This is a genomic window from Crocosphaera sp. XPORK-15E (assembly GCF_034931425.1).
In the GTDB taxonomy this organism is placed as follows: Bacteria; Cyanobacteriota; Cyanobacteriia; order Cyanobacteriales; family Microcystaceae; genus UHCC-0190.
Window position 1 is genome coordinate 12947 of record NZ_JAYGHQ010000012.1, and the last position, 17486, is coordinate 30432.

At 38.4% G+C, this 17486-nt stretch carries 16 protein-coding genes; 8 read left to right on the forward strand and 8 right to left on the reverse strand.

The genetic code is table 11. The features are described 5' to 3' along the window. The first annotated feature begins 71 nt into the window (after window positions 1–71). The 6 genes from VB691_RS14555 to VB691_RS14580 all read left to right on the forward strand — a co-directional run bounded on the left by VB691_RS14555 (window position 72) and on the right by VB691_RS14580 (window position 6161). Window positions 72–1256, forward strand: a complete 1185-nt coding sequence (locus VB691_RS14555) for an NAD(P)H-quinone oxidoreductase subunit H (RefSeq protein ID WP_323292231.1) — start codon at window positions 72–74, stop codon at window positions 1254–1256. Between the two features lie 70 nt (window positions 1257–1326). After that, window positions 1327–2283 (forward strand): PhoH family protein, encoded by a 957-nt coding sequence (locus VB691_RS14560; RefSeq protein ID WP_323292232.1) that lies wholly within the window; start codon window positions 1327–1329, stop codon window positions 2281–2283. A gap of 93 nt (window positions 2284–2376) precedes the next feature. Next, window positions 2377–3234: a sulfotransferase family protein gene (locus VB691_RS14565; protein WP_323292233.1), complete on the forward strand. Its 858-nt coding sequence runs from the start codon at window positions 2377–2379 to the stop codon at window positions 3232–3234. A 34-nt stretch (window positions 3235–3268) separates the two neighbouring features. Beyond that, window positions 3269–3697, forward strand: a complete 429-nt coding sequence (locus VB691_RS14570) for a universal stress protein (protein ID WP_323292234.1) — start codon at window positions 3269–3271, stop codon at window positions 3695–3697. Window positions 3698–3707: 10 nt separating this feature from the next. Then, a complete protein-coding gene (locus tag VB691_RS14575; protein ID WP_323292235.1) occupies window positions 3708–4319 on the forward strand; it encodes a hypothetical protein in 612 nt (203 codons plus the stop codon). Between the two features lie 135 nt (window positions 4320–4454). Further along, window positions 4455–6161, forward strand: a complete 1707-nt coding sequence (locus VB691_RS14580; RefSeq protein WP_323292236.1) for a potassium channel family protein — start codon at window positions 4455–4457, stop codon at window positions 6159–6161. Window positions 6162–6318: 157 nt separating this feature from the next. On the opposite strand, the gene VB691_RS14585 is transcribed toward VB691_RS14580, so the two are convergent. The 3 genes from VB691_RS14585 to VB691_RS14595 form a co-directional block, all read right to left on the reverse strand. Next, the gene (locus tag VB691_RS14585) at window positions 6319–6579 is read right to left on the reverse strand and encodes a Txe/YoeB family addiction module toxin (RefSeq protein ID WP_323292237.1); all 261 of its coding nucleotides are present in this window, start codon (window positions 6577–6579) and stop codon (window positions 6319–6321) included. Window positions 6580–6582: 3 nt separating this feature from the next. After that, window positions 6583–6831, reverse strand: a complete 249-nt coding sequence (locus VB691_RS14590; RefSeq protein WP_323292238.1) for a type II toxin-antitoxin system Phd/YefM family antitoxin — start codon at window positions 6829–6831, stop codon at window positions 6583–6585. A gap of 511 nt (window positions 6832–7342) precedes the next feature. Next, on the reverse strand, window positions 7343–10144 hold the full coding sequence (locus VB691_RS14595) for a cation-transporting P-type ATPase (protein WP_323292239.1): 2802 nt from the start codon (window positions 10142–10144) through the stop codon (window positions 7343–7345). Window positions 10145–10561: 417 nt separating this feature from the next. On the opposite strand from VB691_RS14595, the gene VB691_RS14600 reads away from it, so the two are divergent. Both VB691_RS14600 and VB691_RS14605 read left to right on the forward strand, forming a co-directional pair. After that, the gene (locus VB691_RS14600) at window positions 10562–10822 is read left to right on the forward strand and encodes a hypothetical protein (protein WP_323292240.1); all 261 of its coding nucleotides are present in this window, start codon (window positions 10562–10564) and stop codon (window positions 10820–10822) included. Between the two features lie 276 nt (window positions 10823–11098). Then, the gene (locus VB691_RS14605) at window positions 11099–12994 is read left to right on the forward strand and encodes a DNA-directed RNA polymerase subunit gamma (RefSeq protein ID WP_323292241.1); all 1896 of its coding nucleotides are present in this window, start codon (window positions 11099–11101) and stop codon (window positions 12992–12994) included. A 41-nt stretch (window positions 12995–13035) separates the two neighbouring features. On the opposite strand, the gene VB691_RS14610 is transcribed toward VB691_RS14605, so the two are convergent. The 5 genes from VB691_RS14610 to VB691_RS14630 all read right to left on the reverse strand — a co-directional run bounded on the left by VB691_RS14610 (window position 13036) and on the right by VB691_RS14630 (window position 17459). After that, a complete protein-coding gene (locus VB691_RS14610; RefSeq protein WP_416245158.1) occupies window positions 13036–13905 on the reverse strand; it encodes a 3'(2'),5'-bisphosphate nucleotidase CysQ family protein in 870 nt (289 codons plus the stop codon). Window positions 13906–14000: 95 nt separating this feature from the next. Continuing rightward, window positions 14001–14591: a tetratricopeptide repeat protein gene (locus VB691_RS14615; protein WP_323292242.1), complete on the reverse strand. Its 591-nt coding sequence runs from the start codon at window positions 14589–14591 to the stop codon at window positions 14001–14003. A gap of 29 nt (window positions 14592–14620) precedes the next feature. Then, a complete protein-coding gene (locus VB691_RS14620) occupies window positions 14621–14992 on the reverse strand; it encodes a hypothetical protein (RefSeq protein ID WP_323292243.1) in 372 nt (123 codons plus the stop codon). A gap of 5 nt (window positions 14993–14997) precedes the next feature. Further along, entirely contained in the window at window positions 14998–16794 is a 1797-nt protein-coding gene (locus tag VB691_RS14625) for a vWA domain-containing protein (protein ID WP_323292244.1), read from the reverse strand. Continuing rightward, a complete protein-coding gene (locus VB691_RS14630; protein WP_323292245.1) occupies window positions 16791–17459 on the reverse strand; it encodes a hypothetical protein in 669 nt (222 codons plus the stop codon). The genes VB691_RS14625 and VB691_RS14630 overlap by 4 nt, the downstream gene beginning before the upstream one ends. Window positions 17460–17486: the final 27 nt, after the last annotated feature.

Sequence of the window (17486 nt, forward strand, 5' to 3'; positions counted from 1 at the left end):
TCTCAACAGCCCAATTTTGTGAGAATCGCCCTCCTAACCTAAGATCAAGATGACGGTTAACTGACAACCCTATGTCAAAAATTGAAACTAGAACCGAACCCATGGTACTCAACATGGGGCCCCATCATCCCTCAATGCACGGTGTATTGCGTCTTATCGTCACCTTAGACGGAGAAGACGTAGTGGACTGTGAACCCGTTATTGGGTATCTTCATCGGGGGATGGAGAAAATTGCCGAAAATCGTACTAACGTGATGTACGTTCCCTATGTTAGCCGTTGGGACTATGCGGCGGGAATGTTTAATGAAGCGATCACCGTTAATGCCCCTGAAAAATTAGCGGATATTGAAGTTCCTAAACGGGCCCAATATATTCGGGTCATTATGTTGGAATTAAACCGCATTGCTAACCATTTACTGTGGTTAGGGCCCTTTCTAGCAGATGTGGGCGCACAAACTCCCTTTTTCTACATTTTCCGCGAACGGGAGATGATTTACGACCTCTGGGAAGCTGCCTCTGGAATGCGTTTAATTAATAATAATTATTTCCGCATTGGTGGGGTGGCCGTTGATTTACCCTACGGTTGGATTGATAAATGTGAGGACTTCTGTGACCATTTTCTGCCGAAAGTGGATGAATATGAGAAGTTAATCACCAATAACCCTATCTTCCGTCGTCGTGTGGAAGGGATCGGAACTATTACCCGCGAAGAAGCGATTAACTGGGGACTCTCTGGCCCTATGTTACGGGGTTCTGGGGTGCAATGGGATTTACGCAAGGTCGATCATTATGAGTGTTATGATGATTTTGACTGGGACGTTCAATGGGAAACTGCTGGCGACTGTTTTGCCCGCTATATCGTCCGTATTCGGGAAATGCGCGAATCGGTCAAAATTCTTCGTCAAGCGTTAAAAGGTATTCCAGGGGGCCCCTATGAAAACCTGGAAGCAAAACGCATGATGGAAGGCAAAAAGTCCCAATGGAATGATTTTGAGTATCAATACATTGCCAAAAAAGTCGCCCCCACCTTTAAAATTCCTGCGGGTGAACATTATGTTCGCTTGGAAAGTGGCAAAGGTGAAATGGGGATCTTTATTGTCGGTAATGATGATGTCTTCCCCTGGCGTTGGAAAATTCGCGCTGCTGACTTCAATAATTTACAAATTCTGCCTCATCTGCTTAAAGGGATGAAAGTTGCTGATATTATGGCAATTTTGGGCAGCATTGATGTCATTATGGGGTCAGTAGATCGTTAATTTGTTAGGATGTAGGGGCTTAACAATGTTAAGCTCCTACGGATATTTTTAAATAATTGTTTGCTTGTGAATGAGTGAAATCTCTCAAACCCTTGAATTACCGAGTAATGAAAGTGCGATCGCTTTAGCGGGAAAAGGCGAGGAAAATCTTAAATTTCTCTCCCGTCATACAGGTGCCAATTTAGTGTTACGGGGTCAAGAATTACGAATTTATGGCCAGGAAAAACAGGTCGAACGGGCGGTTAAAATTGTGCGATCGCTGCAACCTTATTGGCAAGATGCAAAATCCATTTCTCATCCTGATTTAATGACGGCTTTTCAAGCTTTAGATACGGGACGTATGGAAGAATATCAAGACTTACAAAACTCAACTTTAGCGCGGACTCGTCGCGGTGAATTAATTCGGGCCAAAACCTTTCGGCAAAAACAATATATTAAGGCCATTGAAACTCATGATGTCACATTTTGTATTGGCCCAGCAGGAACAGGAAAAACCTTTTTAGCTGCTGTTTTAGCCGTAAAAGCCTTATTAAATGATGAATGTGAACGGCTTATTTTAACTCGTCCTGCAGTTGAAGCAGGGGAAAAGTTAGGCTTTTTACCAGGAGATTTACAAGAAAAAGTTAATCCTTTTTTACGGCCTTTATATGATGCGTTATATGAGTTTATTGATCCGCAAAAAATACCGGATTTAATGGAAAGAGGTAAAATAGAAGTGGCCCCCTTAGCTTATATGCGGGGAAGAACTTTAACTAATGCGTTTGTCATTGTAGATGAGGCACAAAATACCACCCCTGCACAGTTAAAAATGGTCTTGACACGGTTAGGATTTGGGTCAAAAATGGTAGTTACAGGAGATATTACACAAACTGATTTACCCCGTCATCAAGATTCAGGTTTAGTGGTGGCGAGAAATATCCTAAAATCAGTGGAAGGCATCGCTTTTTGTCAATTTTCTCAAGCAGATGTAGTGCGTCATCCTTTGGTACAAAGAATTGTCGAAGCCTATGAGAAATTCGAGAAGTAACTTGAGATGCTTACCAGCTTAGAGCCTTATTATCTTGACAATGAGAGTTAAGCATGGTAGGGTATTAGGGTTTATTTGAAAGGATTAATTTCCATGAATTCGTTAAGTGATTTTCTTAGTTCCCCGCGATTTATTGTCATTGGAGGACACAAATGTGGAACGAGTTCATTACATACCTATTTTCAACAACATCCCGATATTTTGATGCCTAAAATTAAAGGACAGGATCTGTTAAATAAACTCAATTTAGATATAGTAGATTATGAAAAATCCTATGAACCAATAACTACCCAAAGGATATTTGGAGAAGTTTCTAGTAATTATTTTCAGTCTGATAAAGCTTGTTCAGAGATTAAAAAATATTTTCCTCATACCAAACTTTTAATGATTTTACGCCATCCCGCAGACCGTGCTTTTTCCCATTTTAATATGATGGCTGCTGAGCAAAAATTTGATTTTAAGTTCACAGAAATTAATCAATATCCTGAAAAGTTTGGCAGTATCATCCAATTGGGATTTTATTATGACAATTTAAAACAATACATAGATACCTTTGGAAAACATCCATTAAAAGTATTTTTATTTGATAGTTTGATCAAAAATAAACAACAGTTTTTTGCGGAGGTTTTTCGATTCCTTGAAGTTGATGATCAGTTTTTACCCAATACCTCAGTGATTATGCGTAAGGGGGGAAAAGTTAAACATCAAGGAATCAAAGAATTTATTTTATCAAATTCTATTTTTAAGAAGACAGCTTCGATCATGATTAAACCTGTTACCAATTCAGAAGAAAGATACAATTTATATAAAAAAGTTGATAATCTTTTCATCGAAAAGGTATCCTTAGACAATAATCTTAGAGAGAGTTTAATTAATATTTATCGTGAAGATATCTTAAAAACTCAGGAACTTTTGGATATTAATTTATCTCATTGGTTAAAAGTTTCCTAAATAATTGATTTTTCATAATCTACTATATCTAGTTATGAGTTTATTTGGTAGCGATCGCATCTTAGTCCCGATTGATTTTTCCGAGGTTTCCTGGCAAGCCCTGGATGAAACCCTGAATTTTATTAAAGATCCCAACAAAATCACGGTTATTAATGTTTTATCTCCTCTCTTAGCGGTTGAACCTGCGGTTATTTGGGAAACCCTGGACGATGAAACTCGCAAAAAAAATGTTACAAATGCTTTCCATGAACGCTATCCGAAGTCTCTGATTGAAAATCCCAAATTTGAGGTCAAAATTGGCGATCCGAGTGCAGAAATTGTAGACTATGCTAAGCAACATAAAATTGGTTTAATCGTCATTGCTTCCCATGGATGCACTGGATTACATCGTTTTCTGTTAGGTTCGGTCGCGGAACGGGTAGTTCGTTTTGCAGAATGTCCAGTTTTAGTTTGGCGACCATAAGAATTATAAAATGAAAACCTATATTTTTGCTCTAATTATTAGCTTATTTTCTATGATTCCTTGGCTTGATATTCAAGCAACAGAAGTCAATCTAGACAACAGAGACTCTCTTTTACAACAACTCAAAAATGCTGTGTATTCTCTCCCTGATGGACAGAAAATTGCTTTGTTAGATGGTCGATCTCAATATCATAATTTGTCTTTTATCTTACAAGAAAAGGTGGCAATTGGAGATATAAATGGTGATGCGATTCAAGATGCTATCGTTGTTTTAACAAGCTTTCAACAAGGAATTCAAGTGGGTAATTATTTGGCAGTTTTTATCGCTAATCAAGAGAAACAGTTCAATAATTTAGATACTTTGAAATTACAAGATAACATCACCTTAGAGATGATTAATATTGAGGCTCAACAGTTAACAATTAATTTTTTGGCTTATTCTCCGAGGGATCTTGTATGTTGTCCAAGTCAAAAAAAACAACTAAAATATGATTTTGACCCCATATCTAAAACTCTAATACCTTTATCAATGGAAACTCGAAATAAACCACAAGATTCATTGAGAATTAATCGGCGTTCTAGAGAAATTGAGGAAAATAATGAACTACAAATTAAATTCTAATCTAATAATTCAGGTCATAGTTATTGTTTGATGATCCTTAAGTTATACTAAAGATTAGTTAAAAGTGTTAATGGTTACAGATTTTAGGGAAAGTGATCGATGATACTTAATGGTTAACTTTAAAGTAACTTTTACATGAAACCTAAAATTATTGTCTGTGGCCTAGGACGAACGGGCTATAAAATATTTCGCTTGTTAAGACGACAAGGGGCCGCCGTCGTGGGTATTAGCGATCGCTTGATTCCTGGAGAGCATTCTGAGAGTATTATCATTGGAGATGTGCGATCGCCGGCCACCTTAGCTAAAGCTGGTATTCACCACGCTCAAACCCTGGTTTTAACAAGTAATGATGATGCGGTTAACCTCGCTATCCTGACCCAAGCCAGAATTATTAATCCCCAAATTCGCATCATTAATCGTCTATTTAATCATACTTTGGGGGAACGATTAGATCAAACCCTTCCTAACCACGTTACCATGAGTGTAGCCGCTTTAGCTGCCCCAATCTTTTCTTTTGCAGCATTAGGAAGTAAGGCGATCGGTCAATTACAATTGTTTAATCAAACTTGGCCCCTTCAAGAAGTAATTATCGATGAAAATCATCCTTGGTTGGGGTTAAATTTAGGAGAACTATGGGAAAGTTCTGATCGAATGTTAATTTATTATTTGCCGGCCCAAGGAGAATTAGATTTAATCTCAGCCGTATTACAACAAAAATCACTACAATTAGGGGATCATTTAATTATTGGTACTAAACCCACCATGCGGGCTAAACGTCGCTTTTGGTGGCAAAAAATTTCCAAAGCGATCGCAAATTTAGGTCGTTATCGTCCTTATCTTACCCCAGTTATTCTCGTCACTCTTTGCCTATTGATGATGATTTTTACGGCAACTTTAACTTATGTGGCAGTTAATTATAATACGTCTGTTGTGGATGCTTTATACTTTTCTGTGGGCATGATTACGGGGGCCGGAGGACAGGAACAAGTAGCAGAAAAAGCCCCCGCCAGTATTAAAATTTTTACCGCTATTATGATGATTGTGGGGGCTGGAGTAATCGGGGTTTGTTATGCCTTGCTCAATGATTTTATTTTAGGGAGTCGTTTAAAACAGTTTTGGGATGTAGCAAGAGTTCCCACCCGACACCATTATATTGTCTGTGGGTTGGGGGGTATTGGTATTCAAATTGTGCGGCTGCTTCACAATCAAGGCTATGAGGTAGTTGTCATTGAATCTGACCCTAATAATCGATTTTTACATACGGCCCGGTCTTTGGGGGTTCCTGTCATTGTTGAAGATGCTCGTGTGGCTCAAACCTTAACTACTGCCAATATTGAAAAAGCTGAGGCGGTTTTGGTTGTTACTAGCAATGACATGATTAATGTGGAGGTAGGATTGACAGCGAAAGCGATCGCCTCTGATCTTATGATTGTTTTACGGGCCCAAGATCCCCAATTTGCTCAGTCTGTGCAAGAAGTGTTTGAGTTTGAGACGGTTTTATGTCCGGCTGAGTTGGCAACTCCTTCTTTTGCGGCTGCGGCTTTAGGGGGTAAAATTTTAGGCAATGGTATGACGGATGATTTATTATGGGTTGCCTTAGCCACATTAATCACGCCGAAACATTCTTTTTGTGGTAAAACTGTGAAAGAAGCAGCCATGAATGCAGATTTTGTGCCTTTATATTTAGAAAGAACTTCTTTCACAATTCATAGTTGGGAATTGTTAGAAACATCTTTACAACCTGGGGATGTTTTATATTTAACTATGCCGGCCAATGAGTTAGAACAATTATGGCGGGTTCCTACTTCGGAGTTTAGATTTAATGAAACTTCAATGATTTGAATATTATCAACTCTCATACGCTTCATATTTGAAATTATAACCTTTAGTAGTCCAGGGGAAACTTAAAAACCCCAATTGTGAATCTGTTAGATCTCAAAAGTTTTAAGGTTAATTTTCATGTCTTTTTTGTTGTCTTCAAAGATATTTTTGAGTTTTTCTATCCATAATGCGACCACATTCTAAGGATTTCAACAGTGTTATTTTCTTTAATCACTCGATATACTAATCGATGTTTGACATTAAGGCGACGAGAATAACAACCTTTTAAATTTCCAACAAGTTTCTCGTAGGGGGGAGGATTAAGAAATGGGTTTTCTCTGAGAATAGCCACCATTTCCTTAGCTTTATCAAAAAGTCCGATATTTCTCAATTTTACTAGATCTTCTTGAGCTTTTTTACTGAGAATAATTTCCCACACTTTTTATAATCCCAAATCTTCTGCTTTAACCCATTCTTCTCTAGGACTCGCTATGACCTGATTAATTGAGTCAATATATCCAGGTATTGAATTAAGATAAATTGTTTCCTCAATTGCTGACCAATCTTCTTTGGAAACAATAACGACATCGTTTTCCGTCCCTTTGATGATAATGGGTTGATGATTTTCTGTTATTTGATTAATCAAATTATCAAGATTTTCAGTGACTTCTTGAAGTGATAGAGAATCCATATTAATTCTTTTTTGGGAATCTTTATAAGATAGACTATGCTATTCTACAGCGCAGGGACATAATATATTATGTTCCTACCTTTTACATAAGCTTATATAATCAATAATCTATTTATGTTTTAAAAGACAAATCAATTAGCCATCATTGCTCTTGACAACTAATGATAATTATTTTTAATTAGCAACAAGGTTACGCCTTTATGGTATGATGCACACAAGTTAAAAATCTACAGCCAGTGTGTCTTGTCCTAAAATAGTCCTTATAAGTGTCATTATTTCGTTGTCTTTATCTAATCTCTATTTGATTTCTCCTGATCTTAGTGTTTTTTTGCCCTTTATTTTGAGCATTTGTACTGTTTTTGCCATAAGCATAATTGCTTATGGGTTGACAAAATACCTGAATTGTGCATCTGTTTGATTGCAAAAGTTTTGAGAGAGGTAATTATTAATTATTAATTATTCATTATTAATTGGTGAATTACCCAAGAAATTCAATTTATTGGCAAGCAAATCATGACTGTTTTAATCGATATACAAAGACTTTTCGTAATTCTTCAGCCCCTAATAACAATAAAGGACAAGTCAACAACATTAACCATTGCCAAGGCAATAAAGGGGCAGTGCTAAAAATCTTTTGTAGGGGAGTAATATAAATAATTGAAAGGATTAATAACCATTCTATGGCAATGCCTAACCAAATTAAACGATTACTAAAAAACCCCAATCTAAAAATAGATACCCGTTCCGAACGACAGGCAAAAACATTACCATCTTGACAGGCAACGATAGCAGCCAATGTTGCCGTTGTCGCTTGAGCATAAAGAGCCATAGTTGCAGCATCGGCCGAATGGGATAAAATAGCGGGGCTGAGGGCTTGTAATTCCCTGAAACCATAACCATGACTCCACCAAACCACAAAAAAGGCTGTCATTCCAATTATTGCCTCAATTACACCCAAAAAGCCGTAAGCGCGAGCCAATAAAGCCCCATCTAACAAAGACTTTTGAGGAGAACGAGGAGGTTGATCCATTGTACCTGCTTCTGGCAGTTCTGCCCCTAAAGCTAAGGCAGGAATCATGTCTGTTCCTAAATCAATGGCTAAAATTTGTAAAATTACCAAAGCCGGGGGAATTTTGAAGGCAACCATCGCAAAAAATGGCACAATTTCCGCCATATTAGATGACAGTATATAGGTCATAAACTTGCGAATATTTTGATAAACGGCCCGTCCTTGTTCTACTGCACTAACTATTGTGGCAAAATTGTCATCTAATAACACAATATCAGCCGCTTCTCGGGCCACATCAGTGCCACTTAAACCCATCGCAATACCAATATTAGCTGCTCGTAAAGCTGGCGAATCATTCACCCCATCTCCCGTCACTGCAACCACATGACCCAAATCTTTATAAGCTTGAACAATGCGTAATTTTTGCTCAGGCATCATGCGAGCAAACAGCAGTCCGTTTCTCAGGTGTAAAATTTGACGTAACTGGGCATCAGAGAGGTGTCCTAACCCTTCTCCTGTGACAATTCTTGCTTTACCTGTAATTAGCCCAATGCGATGAGCGATCGCTTCTGCTGTGACCCCATAATCTCCTGTTACCATTGTCACCTTAATGCCCGCCTGATGACAACGGGTCAGTGCTTCTGTTACTTCGGGACGCGGGGGGTCAAACATGGCCACTAAGCCCAAAAAGATGAGATTTTGCTCTAATTCCTGAGCATCTTCCGTTAATAGTTCTTCTCCTCCCTTACGGGTAGCGACTCCTAACACCCGATAACCTTGACTAGCTAAATGATCGTTAGCTGTGCGAATTTCCGCTTTTTCCGTCTCATTCATGGGCAATAACTGACCATCTTTTAAGATCTGAGGACAACGCCCAATTACTTCCAGGGGCGAACCTTTGGTAAAGCTTAAATAAGGAAACTCATTGGGCCAAATTTGGACTAACTGCCAGTCTAAGACAACTGTCATCAAGCGTCGTCGGGAGTCAAAGGGAATTTCTCGCTGTCGGGGGGCCTGTTGGTGTAATTCCTCTAAATTTAAGCCACCTTTCAGTGCCACTACTAATAAGGCGGCCTCTGTCGGATCACCAATTTCTTGCCAATAACTAGGCCCGGCCGGATGAATTAATCTAGCATTGGAACATAAAGCCGCACCGGCCAATAATAGGTTAACCTGCCAATTAGCGGTTAAATGGGGCGGTATTTTAACCTCTCCTGTGGGGTCATAGCCTACCCCTGTGACTTCTAGTTCTTGTCCCGAAGTCCATAAAGCACGGACAGTCATTTCATTTTTAGTCAGGGTTCCGGTTTTATCGGTACAAATAACGGTTGTCGCACTTAAAGTCTCAACAGCAGAGAGACGACGCACCAGGGCATTAGCTTTAGCCATGCGTTTTACCCCAATAGCCAGGGCCAGGGTGACAGTGGGTAAAAGTCCTTCCGGGACAAAGGCGACGATAATACCAATGGCAAAAATAAAGCTTTCTTTGGTTTCCATGCCCACTAACCAATGAGTTAGCAAGAAAACCAGAGTTCCCATGGTGAGGGCTAAGGCGGTGATCAGCCTAACAATGCGGGTAATTTGAACTTCTAGGGTGCTTGTTTCTCGTTTTACCTGGGTGGTGAGGTGGGCCACATGACCAAATTCTGTGCGAGAGGCAGTGGCATAAACAACGGCCATACCTCGGCCAGCAGCTACGGTAGAACCTGTTAAGACTAAGTTGGGAACATCTACCGGCCGGAGGTTTTCTGTTAAGATTGGCTCGGTATGTCTGGCAATGGGTAGAGATTCTCCGGTTAAGATGGAAACATCAAGATAGAGGCTTTGAGCAGAGACTAAACGAGCATCAGCAGAAATGCGATCGCCTTCTTCGAGTTGTATTACGTCCCCTGCAACTAATTCCCTGGCATTGATGACTTGTAGGGTTTCGTCTCGGTAAACTTTGACTTGGGAGGGTAAGACCTTTTTTAAGGCGGTTAAAGCCCGTTCTGCTTGATATTCTTGTACAAAACTAAAGATAGCATTGATCCAAATAACGGCCCAAATAGCCCAACCTAATTGGGGAGTCTGGGAAATAAAGGCTAAAATACCCGCTACCCAAAGCAACAGGGCCATAAAATGGATTAATTGGTCAATAAAACGTAATAAGAGGGAACGGTGAGGAGGTTCAGGCAGTTCATTAAAGCCTTGCTCTTTTAATCGAGTTACAGCTTCTATTTCTGAGAGTCCTTGGGCAGAAGTTTTGAGGCTGGTGTAAACTTCTTGAGGAGTCAATGACCAGATGGGACGATGGATGATGGTCATGGCTAAATTAGTTTTGGCGGTTACTTAATTTTAGGTCGACAGATAACTAAGTAGTCGGACAAAATTAAAGTTAACTGTGAGGTTAGGCAACAGAAAAGGCTTTAAGTCTCATTAATATTTATTAACAGAGCATTGTCTATTTATGTCCAACTAATTAGCTTCGTTTACTTGACAGTTAAATAAGCTCATTCTTAAAGTGTTTTATAATTATAAGCAAAGAATTTTCTTGATTCTATTAAAATAGGTTGATCGATGTAAACTTTCCCTGATTTTTGATAAGATTAGCCGTCAGTAAATCAATATTATTAACACTTTAAAAAAGTTTAAGTTATTTTTAGATTAATTTATGGTTAACTTTAGGTTAAAGCTAGGTAAACTATAATAGAAATAGAAATGTACTTGAAGGGCAACAGTAGAATGGAAGATAAACAACGAGTCAGCGAGCAAAATTTTCTTTACCCTCTCTATCCCTATCATGGAGTCTTAAACGATAAAACCTTGCTGTTTAATGCCAATTTACAGGAATTTTCGCAAAAAGTCGGTTTCATTTCCAGTCTTCATACAGGAGGTAAGCTTTCGTCTGAAGAAGCCTATACCCGCATTGAGTGCCTCTGGAAAGAACTAGAATCGACTAACAGGATTATTATGAGTCAAGAAGGGTTTTATCCTAATGCTTGACTCATAATCAGCATTGCTTATTCCCTGTTCCCTAAAACCATAAAACTCTGCACCTCACAAGTATGAGAACTGCTATAATTAAAATTTGACCTATAATTAGCTTTCAGTGACGAACCTGGAAAATGAGCCACCCCAAAGACATCTTTAAGACAAAGATTATTGATTAGTCTGTCTTGAGGTCAATTCCTCAACCCTTTACCCATTGAAAGAATTGTTACCCATACTAACTATTCTATCCTATCCCAACAGTCTTCCACTTTTTTAGAACAATCAAACATGAAACCAGCAGCAGATACAAGATTTGACTATGTTAAAATTGGGTTAGCCTCCCCAGAAAGGATTCGTCAATGGGGAGAAAGAAGTCTTCCCAATGGGGTTGTGGTGGGAGAAGTCACCAAACCCGAAACCATCAACTACCGAACCCTCAAACCAGAGATGGACGGATTGTTCTGTGAACGCATCTTTGGCCCTTCTAAAGACTGGGAATGTTGGTGTGGAAAATACAAACGAGTACGTCATCGGGGCATTGTTTGTGAACGTTGTGGCGTAGAAGTCACAGAATCTAGGGTGCGTCGTCATCGCATGGGCTTTATTAAATTAGCGGCCCCTGTTACTCATGTTTGGTATCTGAAAGGAATTCCCAGTTACATGAGTATTTTACTGGATATGGCCTTAAGAGATGTAGAACAAATCGTCTATTTTAATGCCTATGTGGTACTAGATCCAGGAAATGCTAGTAACTTACAATATAAGCAACTCTTAACTGAAGATCAGTGGATTGAAATTGAAGATCAAATCTATGCCGAAGATTCAGAATTATACGGCATAGAAGTGGGAATTGGGGCAGAAGCAATTCAAAGGTTACTGCAAGAAATTCCCCTGGAAGAAGTAGCCGAAAAATTGCGAGAAGAAATTAACGAAAGTAAGGGACAAAAGCGGGCCAAACTAATTAAACGCCTACGGGTAATTGATAACTTTATTGCCACGGGTTCCAAATCAGAATGGATGGTGTTAGAGGTAATTCCTGTAATTCCGCCAGATTTACGCCCTATGGTACAGTTAGATGGGGGTCGCTTTGCTACTTCTGACCTCAATGACTTATATAGACGGGTCATTAACCGGAATAACCGTTTGGCCCGCTTACAAGAAATTCTCGCCCCAGAAATCATTGTCCGTAACGAAAAACGGATGTTACAAGAAGCGGTTGATGCTTTAATTGATAATGGACGACGGGGACGGACTGTAGTTGGGGCTAATAATCGTCCGTTAAAATCCCTCTCGGATATTATTGAAGGAAAACAAGGGCGTTTCCGTCAAAACCTTTTAGGAAAACGGGTAGACTATTCCGGTCGTTCTGTTATTGTTGTCGGGCCAAAACTGAAGATTTATCAATGCGGTTTACCCCGTGAAATGGCGATCGAATTATTCCAACCTTTTGTGATTCACCGTTTAATTCGCTTGGGGTTAGTGAATAATATTAAAGCGGCCAAAAAATTGATTGTCAAAGGTGATCCTAGTGTTTGGAATGTGCTAGAAGAAGTAATTACAGGACACCCTGTAATGCTAAACCGCGCCCCCACTTTACACCGTTTAGGGATTCAAGCCTTTGAACCCATTTTAGTCGAAGGTCGTGCCATTCAGCTACATCCTTTAGTCTGTCCTGCGTTTAACGCTGACTTTGACGGAGATCAAATGGCGGTTCACGTTCCTTTGTCCTTAGAGTCCCAAGCTGAGGCCAGACTATTAATGTTAGCTTGTCATAATATCTTGTCTCCAGCGACGGGTAAACCCATTGTGGCCCCATCTCAGGATATGGTATTAGGCTGTTATTACCTAACTGCAGAAAATCCCAAGGCCCAAAAAGGCAGTGGTCGCTATTTTAGTAATATTGATGATGCGATCAGGGCTTATGAGCAGGGTAATGTGGATTTACACGCATTTGTTTGGTTGCGTTGTGACAATCCCAATGAGGAAATTGTTACGGACAAACCAGATAAGGAAGTCTTGAAAACGGAAACCTTTGAAGATGGTGATAATGTTATTGTGGTTAAACATTATCGAGAACGCAGAGTCAGAGAACTAAATGGAGAGGCGATTTCTCTATTTGTTCGTACCACTCCAGGACGAATTATCTACAACAAGACCATTCAGGAAGCCTTAGTTTTCCTTTAAAATGGAGTAGGGTGGGCATTGCCCACCCATTCATTATGTATTTAATTATTAGCATCAATTTTGGCTAAAATTTCCGTCGCTTGTTGACATAATGCTTCATGACAATGACCATTACTTGCCATTAAACCGCCCCATTGACGCACATCTCCCCGATTATAAATTAAGGGGTCGCCGTTAAAATGGGTAAATTTTCCTCCAGCTTCTGTTAAGATTAATTCAGGAGCAGCAAAATCCCAATCTTTGGCCGCAGATTTGCCGGATAAAGAGATATAAACATCTGATTTTTGTTCGAGAATTGTGGAAATTTTACCACCAACACTGCCCATATAATTCCGATCTTTTAAGGGAAGGGCATCAATTAAGGCTTGAAAACGAGCATCACGATGAGTGCGACTTACTACTAAAAATAAGTCTCCTATATGATCACGTTTTGACACTTTAATAGGAGTAATTTGTCCATCGGCATTTTCTACAAAAGTTCCGTGATTTTTACTGGCAAAATAGACTTTTTCTGCTTCAGGAATAGCCACAACTGCCACGACAGGACGACCTTGATAAGCTAAAGCAATATGTAAGGCATATTCTCCGGTTTTATCGATAAAATCCCTAGTCCCATCTAGGGGATCAATAATCCACACCCAATCTTGAGGAATGGGGTCAGTTCCTTTATGGGTTTCTTCACTAAGATAACCAAAGGTGTCTTCAGGAAAAACAGCTTGTAATTTCTCTAAAATATAATAATTTGCGGCTAAGTCAGCCGCAGTTACGGGGCCATCTTTTTTATTTTCATTAATCTCTAAATCACCTTGATTTGCTTCTCCTCGATAGTAGGAACGTAGAATTTTAGAGGCTCCCCAACCGACGGAACGGGCGATCACTTCAATTTCTTCTAATTTTTTTGTCTGTGTAATTTCCAAAATGTTCCTCGGCCTCAATGATTGCTATCTATTAATTTTAAAGTAAAAGGGAACCTTCTAGATGTCAAAAATTTTTTAATTGAACATATTCAAGACGACTGCAATTGTTTGAGCATTTTTTGTGCTTCTTGATATCCATAAGTATTTCCCTGTTTATTAAACAACTCTATAGCAGTTTTTAAGTCGGTTATTGCTCCCTGATGATCGCCGAGTTTTTGGCGAATTTTTGCCCTTTCTACATAGATATCGGCAGCTTCATTATCTAAACTTAAGGCACGATTAAAATCCGCGATCGCTGCTTGATCATTATTGATTCTACCATAGGCAATTCCCCGATTATAATAGGCTTCTACTTCATGGGGATTAATTTGAAGAACGGCGGTAAAATCTGCGATCGCCCCTTCATAGTCTCCTTGAATTCCTTTTTCCATTCCTTGAATTAATAAGTCATTTAAGTTCGGATCTGAAATATAATTTTGAGCAATAAAGTTTGATTTAATCTCTAAAGATACATGATTGACGGGTTGACTTAATAGGGGACTCTCTAGACAAATAGTGGTTAAGAGCAATATTTTTAAGTATAAGAGATAAGTGAGGGGACAAAAACGATGAGAGCTTAATAATATTAAGCCTCTATATTTAGGGTTTCTTGTCAAGTCTTGAGTGGTTTTTAAGTACACCTCTTATACCTTCATTTTTAGATTATGAGTTATTGGCAAGTTAAAAATTTCCCATTACGATAGGCTTTAGTTAACTCAGTTTTACGGGTAGAATTAAAACGTCCATAGGTAGAAATTTCGCTGAATTCTTTGGGAGTAGGTAAAGTTTGTAAGGTGTCTTCTCCTAAGTCACTAAATAAAATTACTTTTTCAATTTTGACTTGCTTTTGTTGATGTTTATCATACAAATCTGTATAAGTTTGTACCAAGGTTTTCCATTGTTGGGGAGGACAATAACTACGATCAATTAATAAGACATAATGAGGGGAGGCAAACACTTGACTAATGAGGATTCCTGTGATAATAAAACACAGCCATCCAGAGCCAATAATTGTTAATAATTTACGATTGAGTTTATTCATTTTTTTTACAGATTTGTTTGGAATAATTCTTTGAGTAAGTCTTTGACATTTTCGGGGTTTCCTTTTTTAACAGTAGACTCTCTTAAGGCAGCAATTGATTGTAATTCTTGTTCATTAACTTCTCCATAAGCAATAGGATAAACTCGTACACCACTATATTCTATGATAGAACTAATATCATTAAAATTAAAGCCTGTATTAACGGCTCCATCTGTTAATAATAACAAATAAAATCGTCCATCAGGATTTGCTTTTTTTTGTTCCATTAGCTTAGATAAAGCTACCATAACACCATCATACATTGCGGTTGCACCATCAGCCCGTAAATTATCAATTGCGGCCAGAAACCGTTTATGTTGGAGTTCATCAAAAGGTGCCAAAGGAACTAATTCATTAGGAGTATCTCCATAGGTTACTAACCCAATATAATTACCCGCATTTATCTCTTTACTGGCAATTTTTAAGCCTTCTTTAACAGCGTTTAAGGGTTCCCCTTCCATAGATCCACTGGTATCAATAACTGCCATCAAATAAACAGTTTTACCTGCATCTTTTTGTTGTTTCCAAAATGCTTGGCCCCTGGTTAAAACCTCACCACTTGGTAGAGGAGGAAACTTATTTTTTTGTAAATATTCTGTTACTTCTTTACTTTGTGGTGGAGCTAATTTTTGCATCGTTTCAGAAGTTGCAAATTGAGCTAATTTTTTTAATCCTTCTTCTTGCTCAGGGGTATTCCAGGAGAAACCAACTAAAGGACTATTATGAGGAACACCAAAGGGAATATAACTGGTTTTAGCAAATTCTGGTAATTGTTTTAAAGTGTGATAACTGAGATCATCAATGGCAAAAGCAGGTAATTTTTTAGGATCTCTAAGAAATATTTCTTTTAAATCTATTGTAGTTAATGCAGTTAGTAATACTTGCTTTTGAAACCCTGTAAAAATAGAATTAACTTGAGATGATTGTAAGTCAGCAATGGTTAATGGTTTCCCATCTTTATCGTGACCTGCTGCTCGCCAAAAGATGGTATAAAGTAAATTAAGTCCGGTAGAACTCGCATAAGGATTTGTATAACCAATGGTAATTTTTTCGGCTAAAATTGCATCTAGAATATCATCAAATGTAACTTCCTTATTGCCAAAAAGTTCTTGTTTAACTTGATCATTTAATACAATTCCCGGATTACTAGGTAGTAAAGCTTTATTAATATAAACTGGCTGAATTCCTTGACCTTTTAACATCTGTATCCACAGATCATGAGAAGGAGTATAACCAGCAGGTTTAACTACTTTAGCTGCGATCATTTGTTGACCAATTCCAGAGGGAATATTTCGCACCCCAACTTGAATTATTTTGCCTGAACTTGTTTTATTCTTTTGTTGATTAAACTTTTCTATGACATCAACAAACCATCGTTCATCTTCTTTTTGTGCGTTGGCTTTTTCAGGAGAACCGAAAATTTCTAGATAGATAATATTTGGATCTTGAGTAGGTTGGGCCCCATAAATTGGATATTTATCAATAGGAGGTAAAGGCTCAGTAGTATTATCAATAGCATAACGTAAAGCTAGTTCATCAGGAACAATATTATTTTGGGTAGAAATTTTAGGAATTACCTTATTTTGTAAGCTTTCATAAGCACTATCAAAAGAGTCTGCTTTGGGAACTCCTGCTAAACATCCCCATAATAAAGTTAAACAGATTCCTACTAAAAACCAAGCCCTAAATGATTGTCGAAAGCTATTTGTAATCTTTTTATACAGTAAATTAGATCTCTCAAATAACTGATTCTTACTTTTCATAATGATTCTCCATTTGCTGCATCTTGAATAATGGTTTTAATGACGGTTTGATTATCAGCAATAATTCCCCGTAGATGATAGGGCAAACCTGCTTTAATTGTAGAGGTATCTAAGGAAGATACAACAACTTGATCATGTAAATTCTGTAATTGATGATGAGTTTCTTGGAGTCTATCATAACTGGTTTGTAGATGCTTTTGGGTTAGAGTTTGATAGGTTTCGGTTTTGACTTGTTCTAGGGCTAAAATGGCTTGAGCAACCTGATTTGATAAGCCCAAGATACTGTATAACGTTTCCAGTAAATCTGGTGTTAAAGGACTTTCTTTAGTAGCTATACGATGGGCAAAAAATTGACTTTCTTTAGCCCATTTTAGTGAGTTTTGCCATTCAGTCAAAGATGATTTACTGCCTAAATTTTGCTCGATTTTTTGCAGTTCATTCAGAAAAATATCAGTTTCAAGTAAATCAGCCATAATAGGACTTTGAAACTGCCATAATTGTTGAAACCAAATGCCTATCATTCCTAAAGCAATAAGTCCACCGACAATGATAGGAATGGGACGAATCCCTAAAACAATAATAAAGTTGATGTATCCTAAGATAGCCCCAATAATCAACAAATAGGTTTGGGGCAAACGGAAAGCCCTACGCCAGAATAGAATCATGGGTTTAGATTGTCGTTTTGTCCTTGT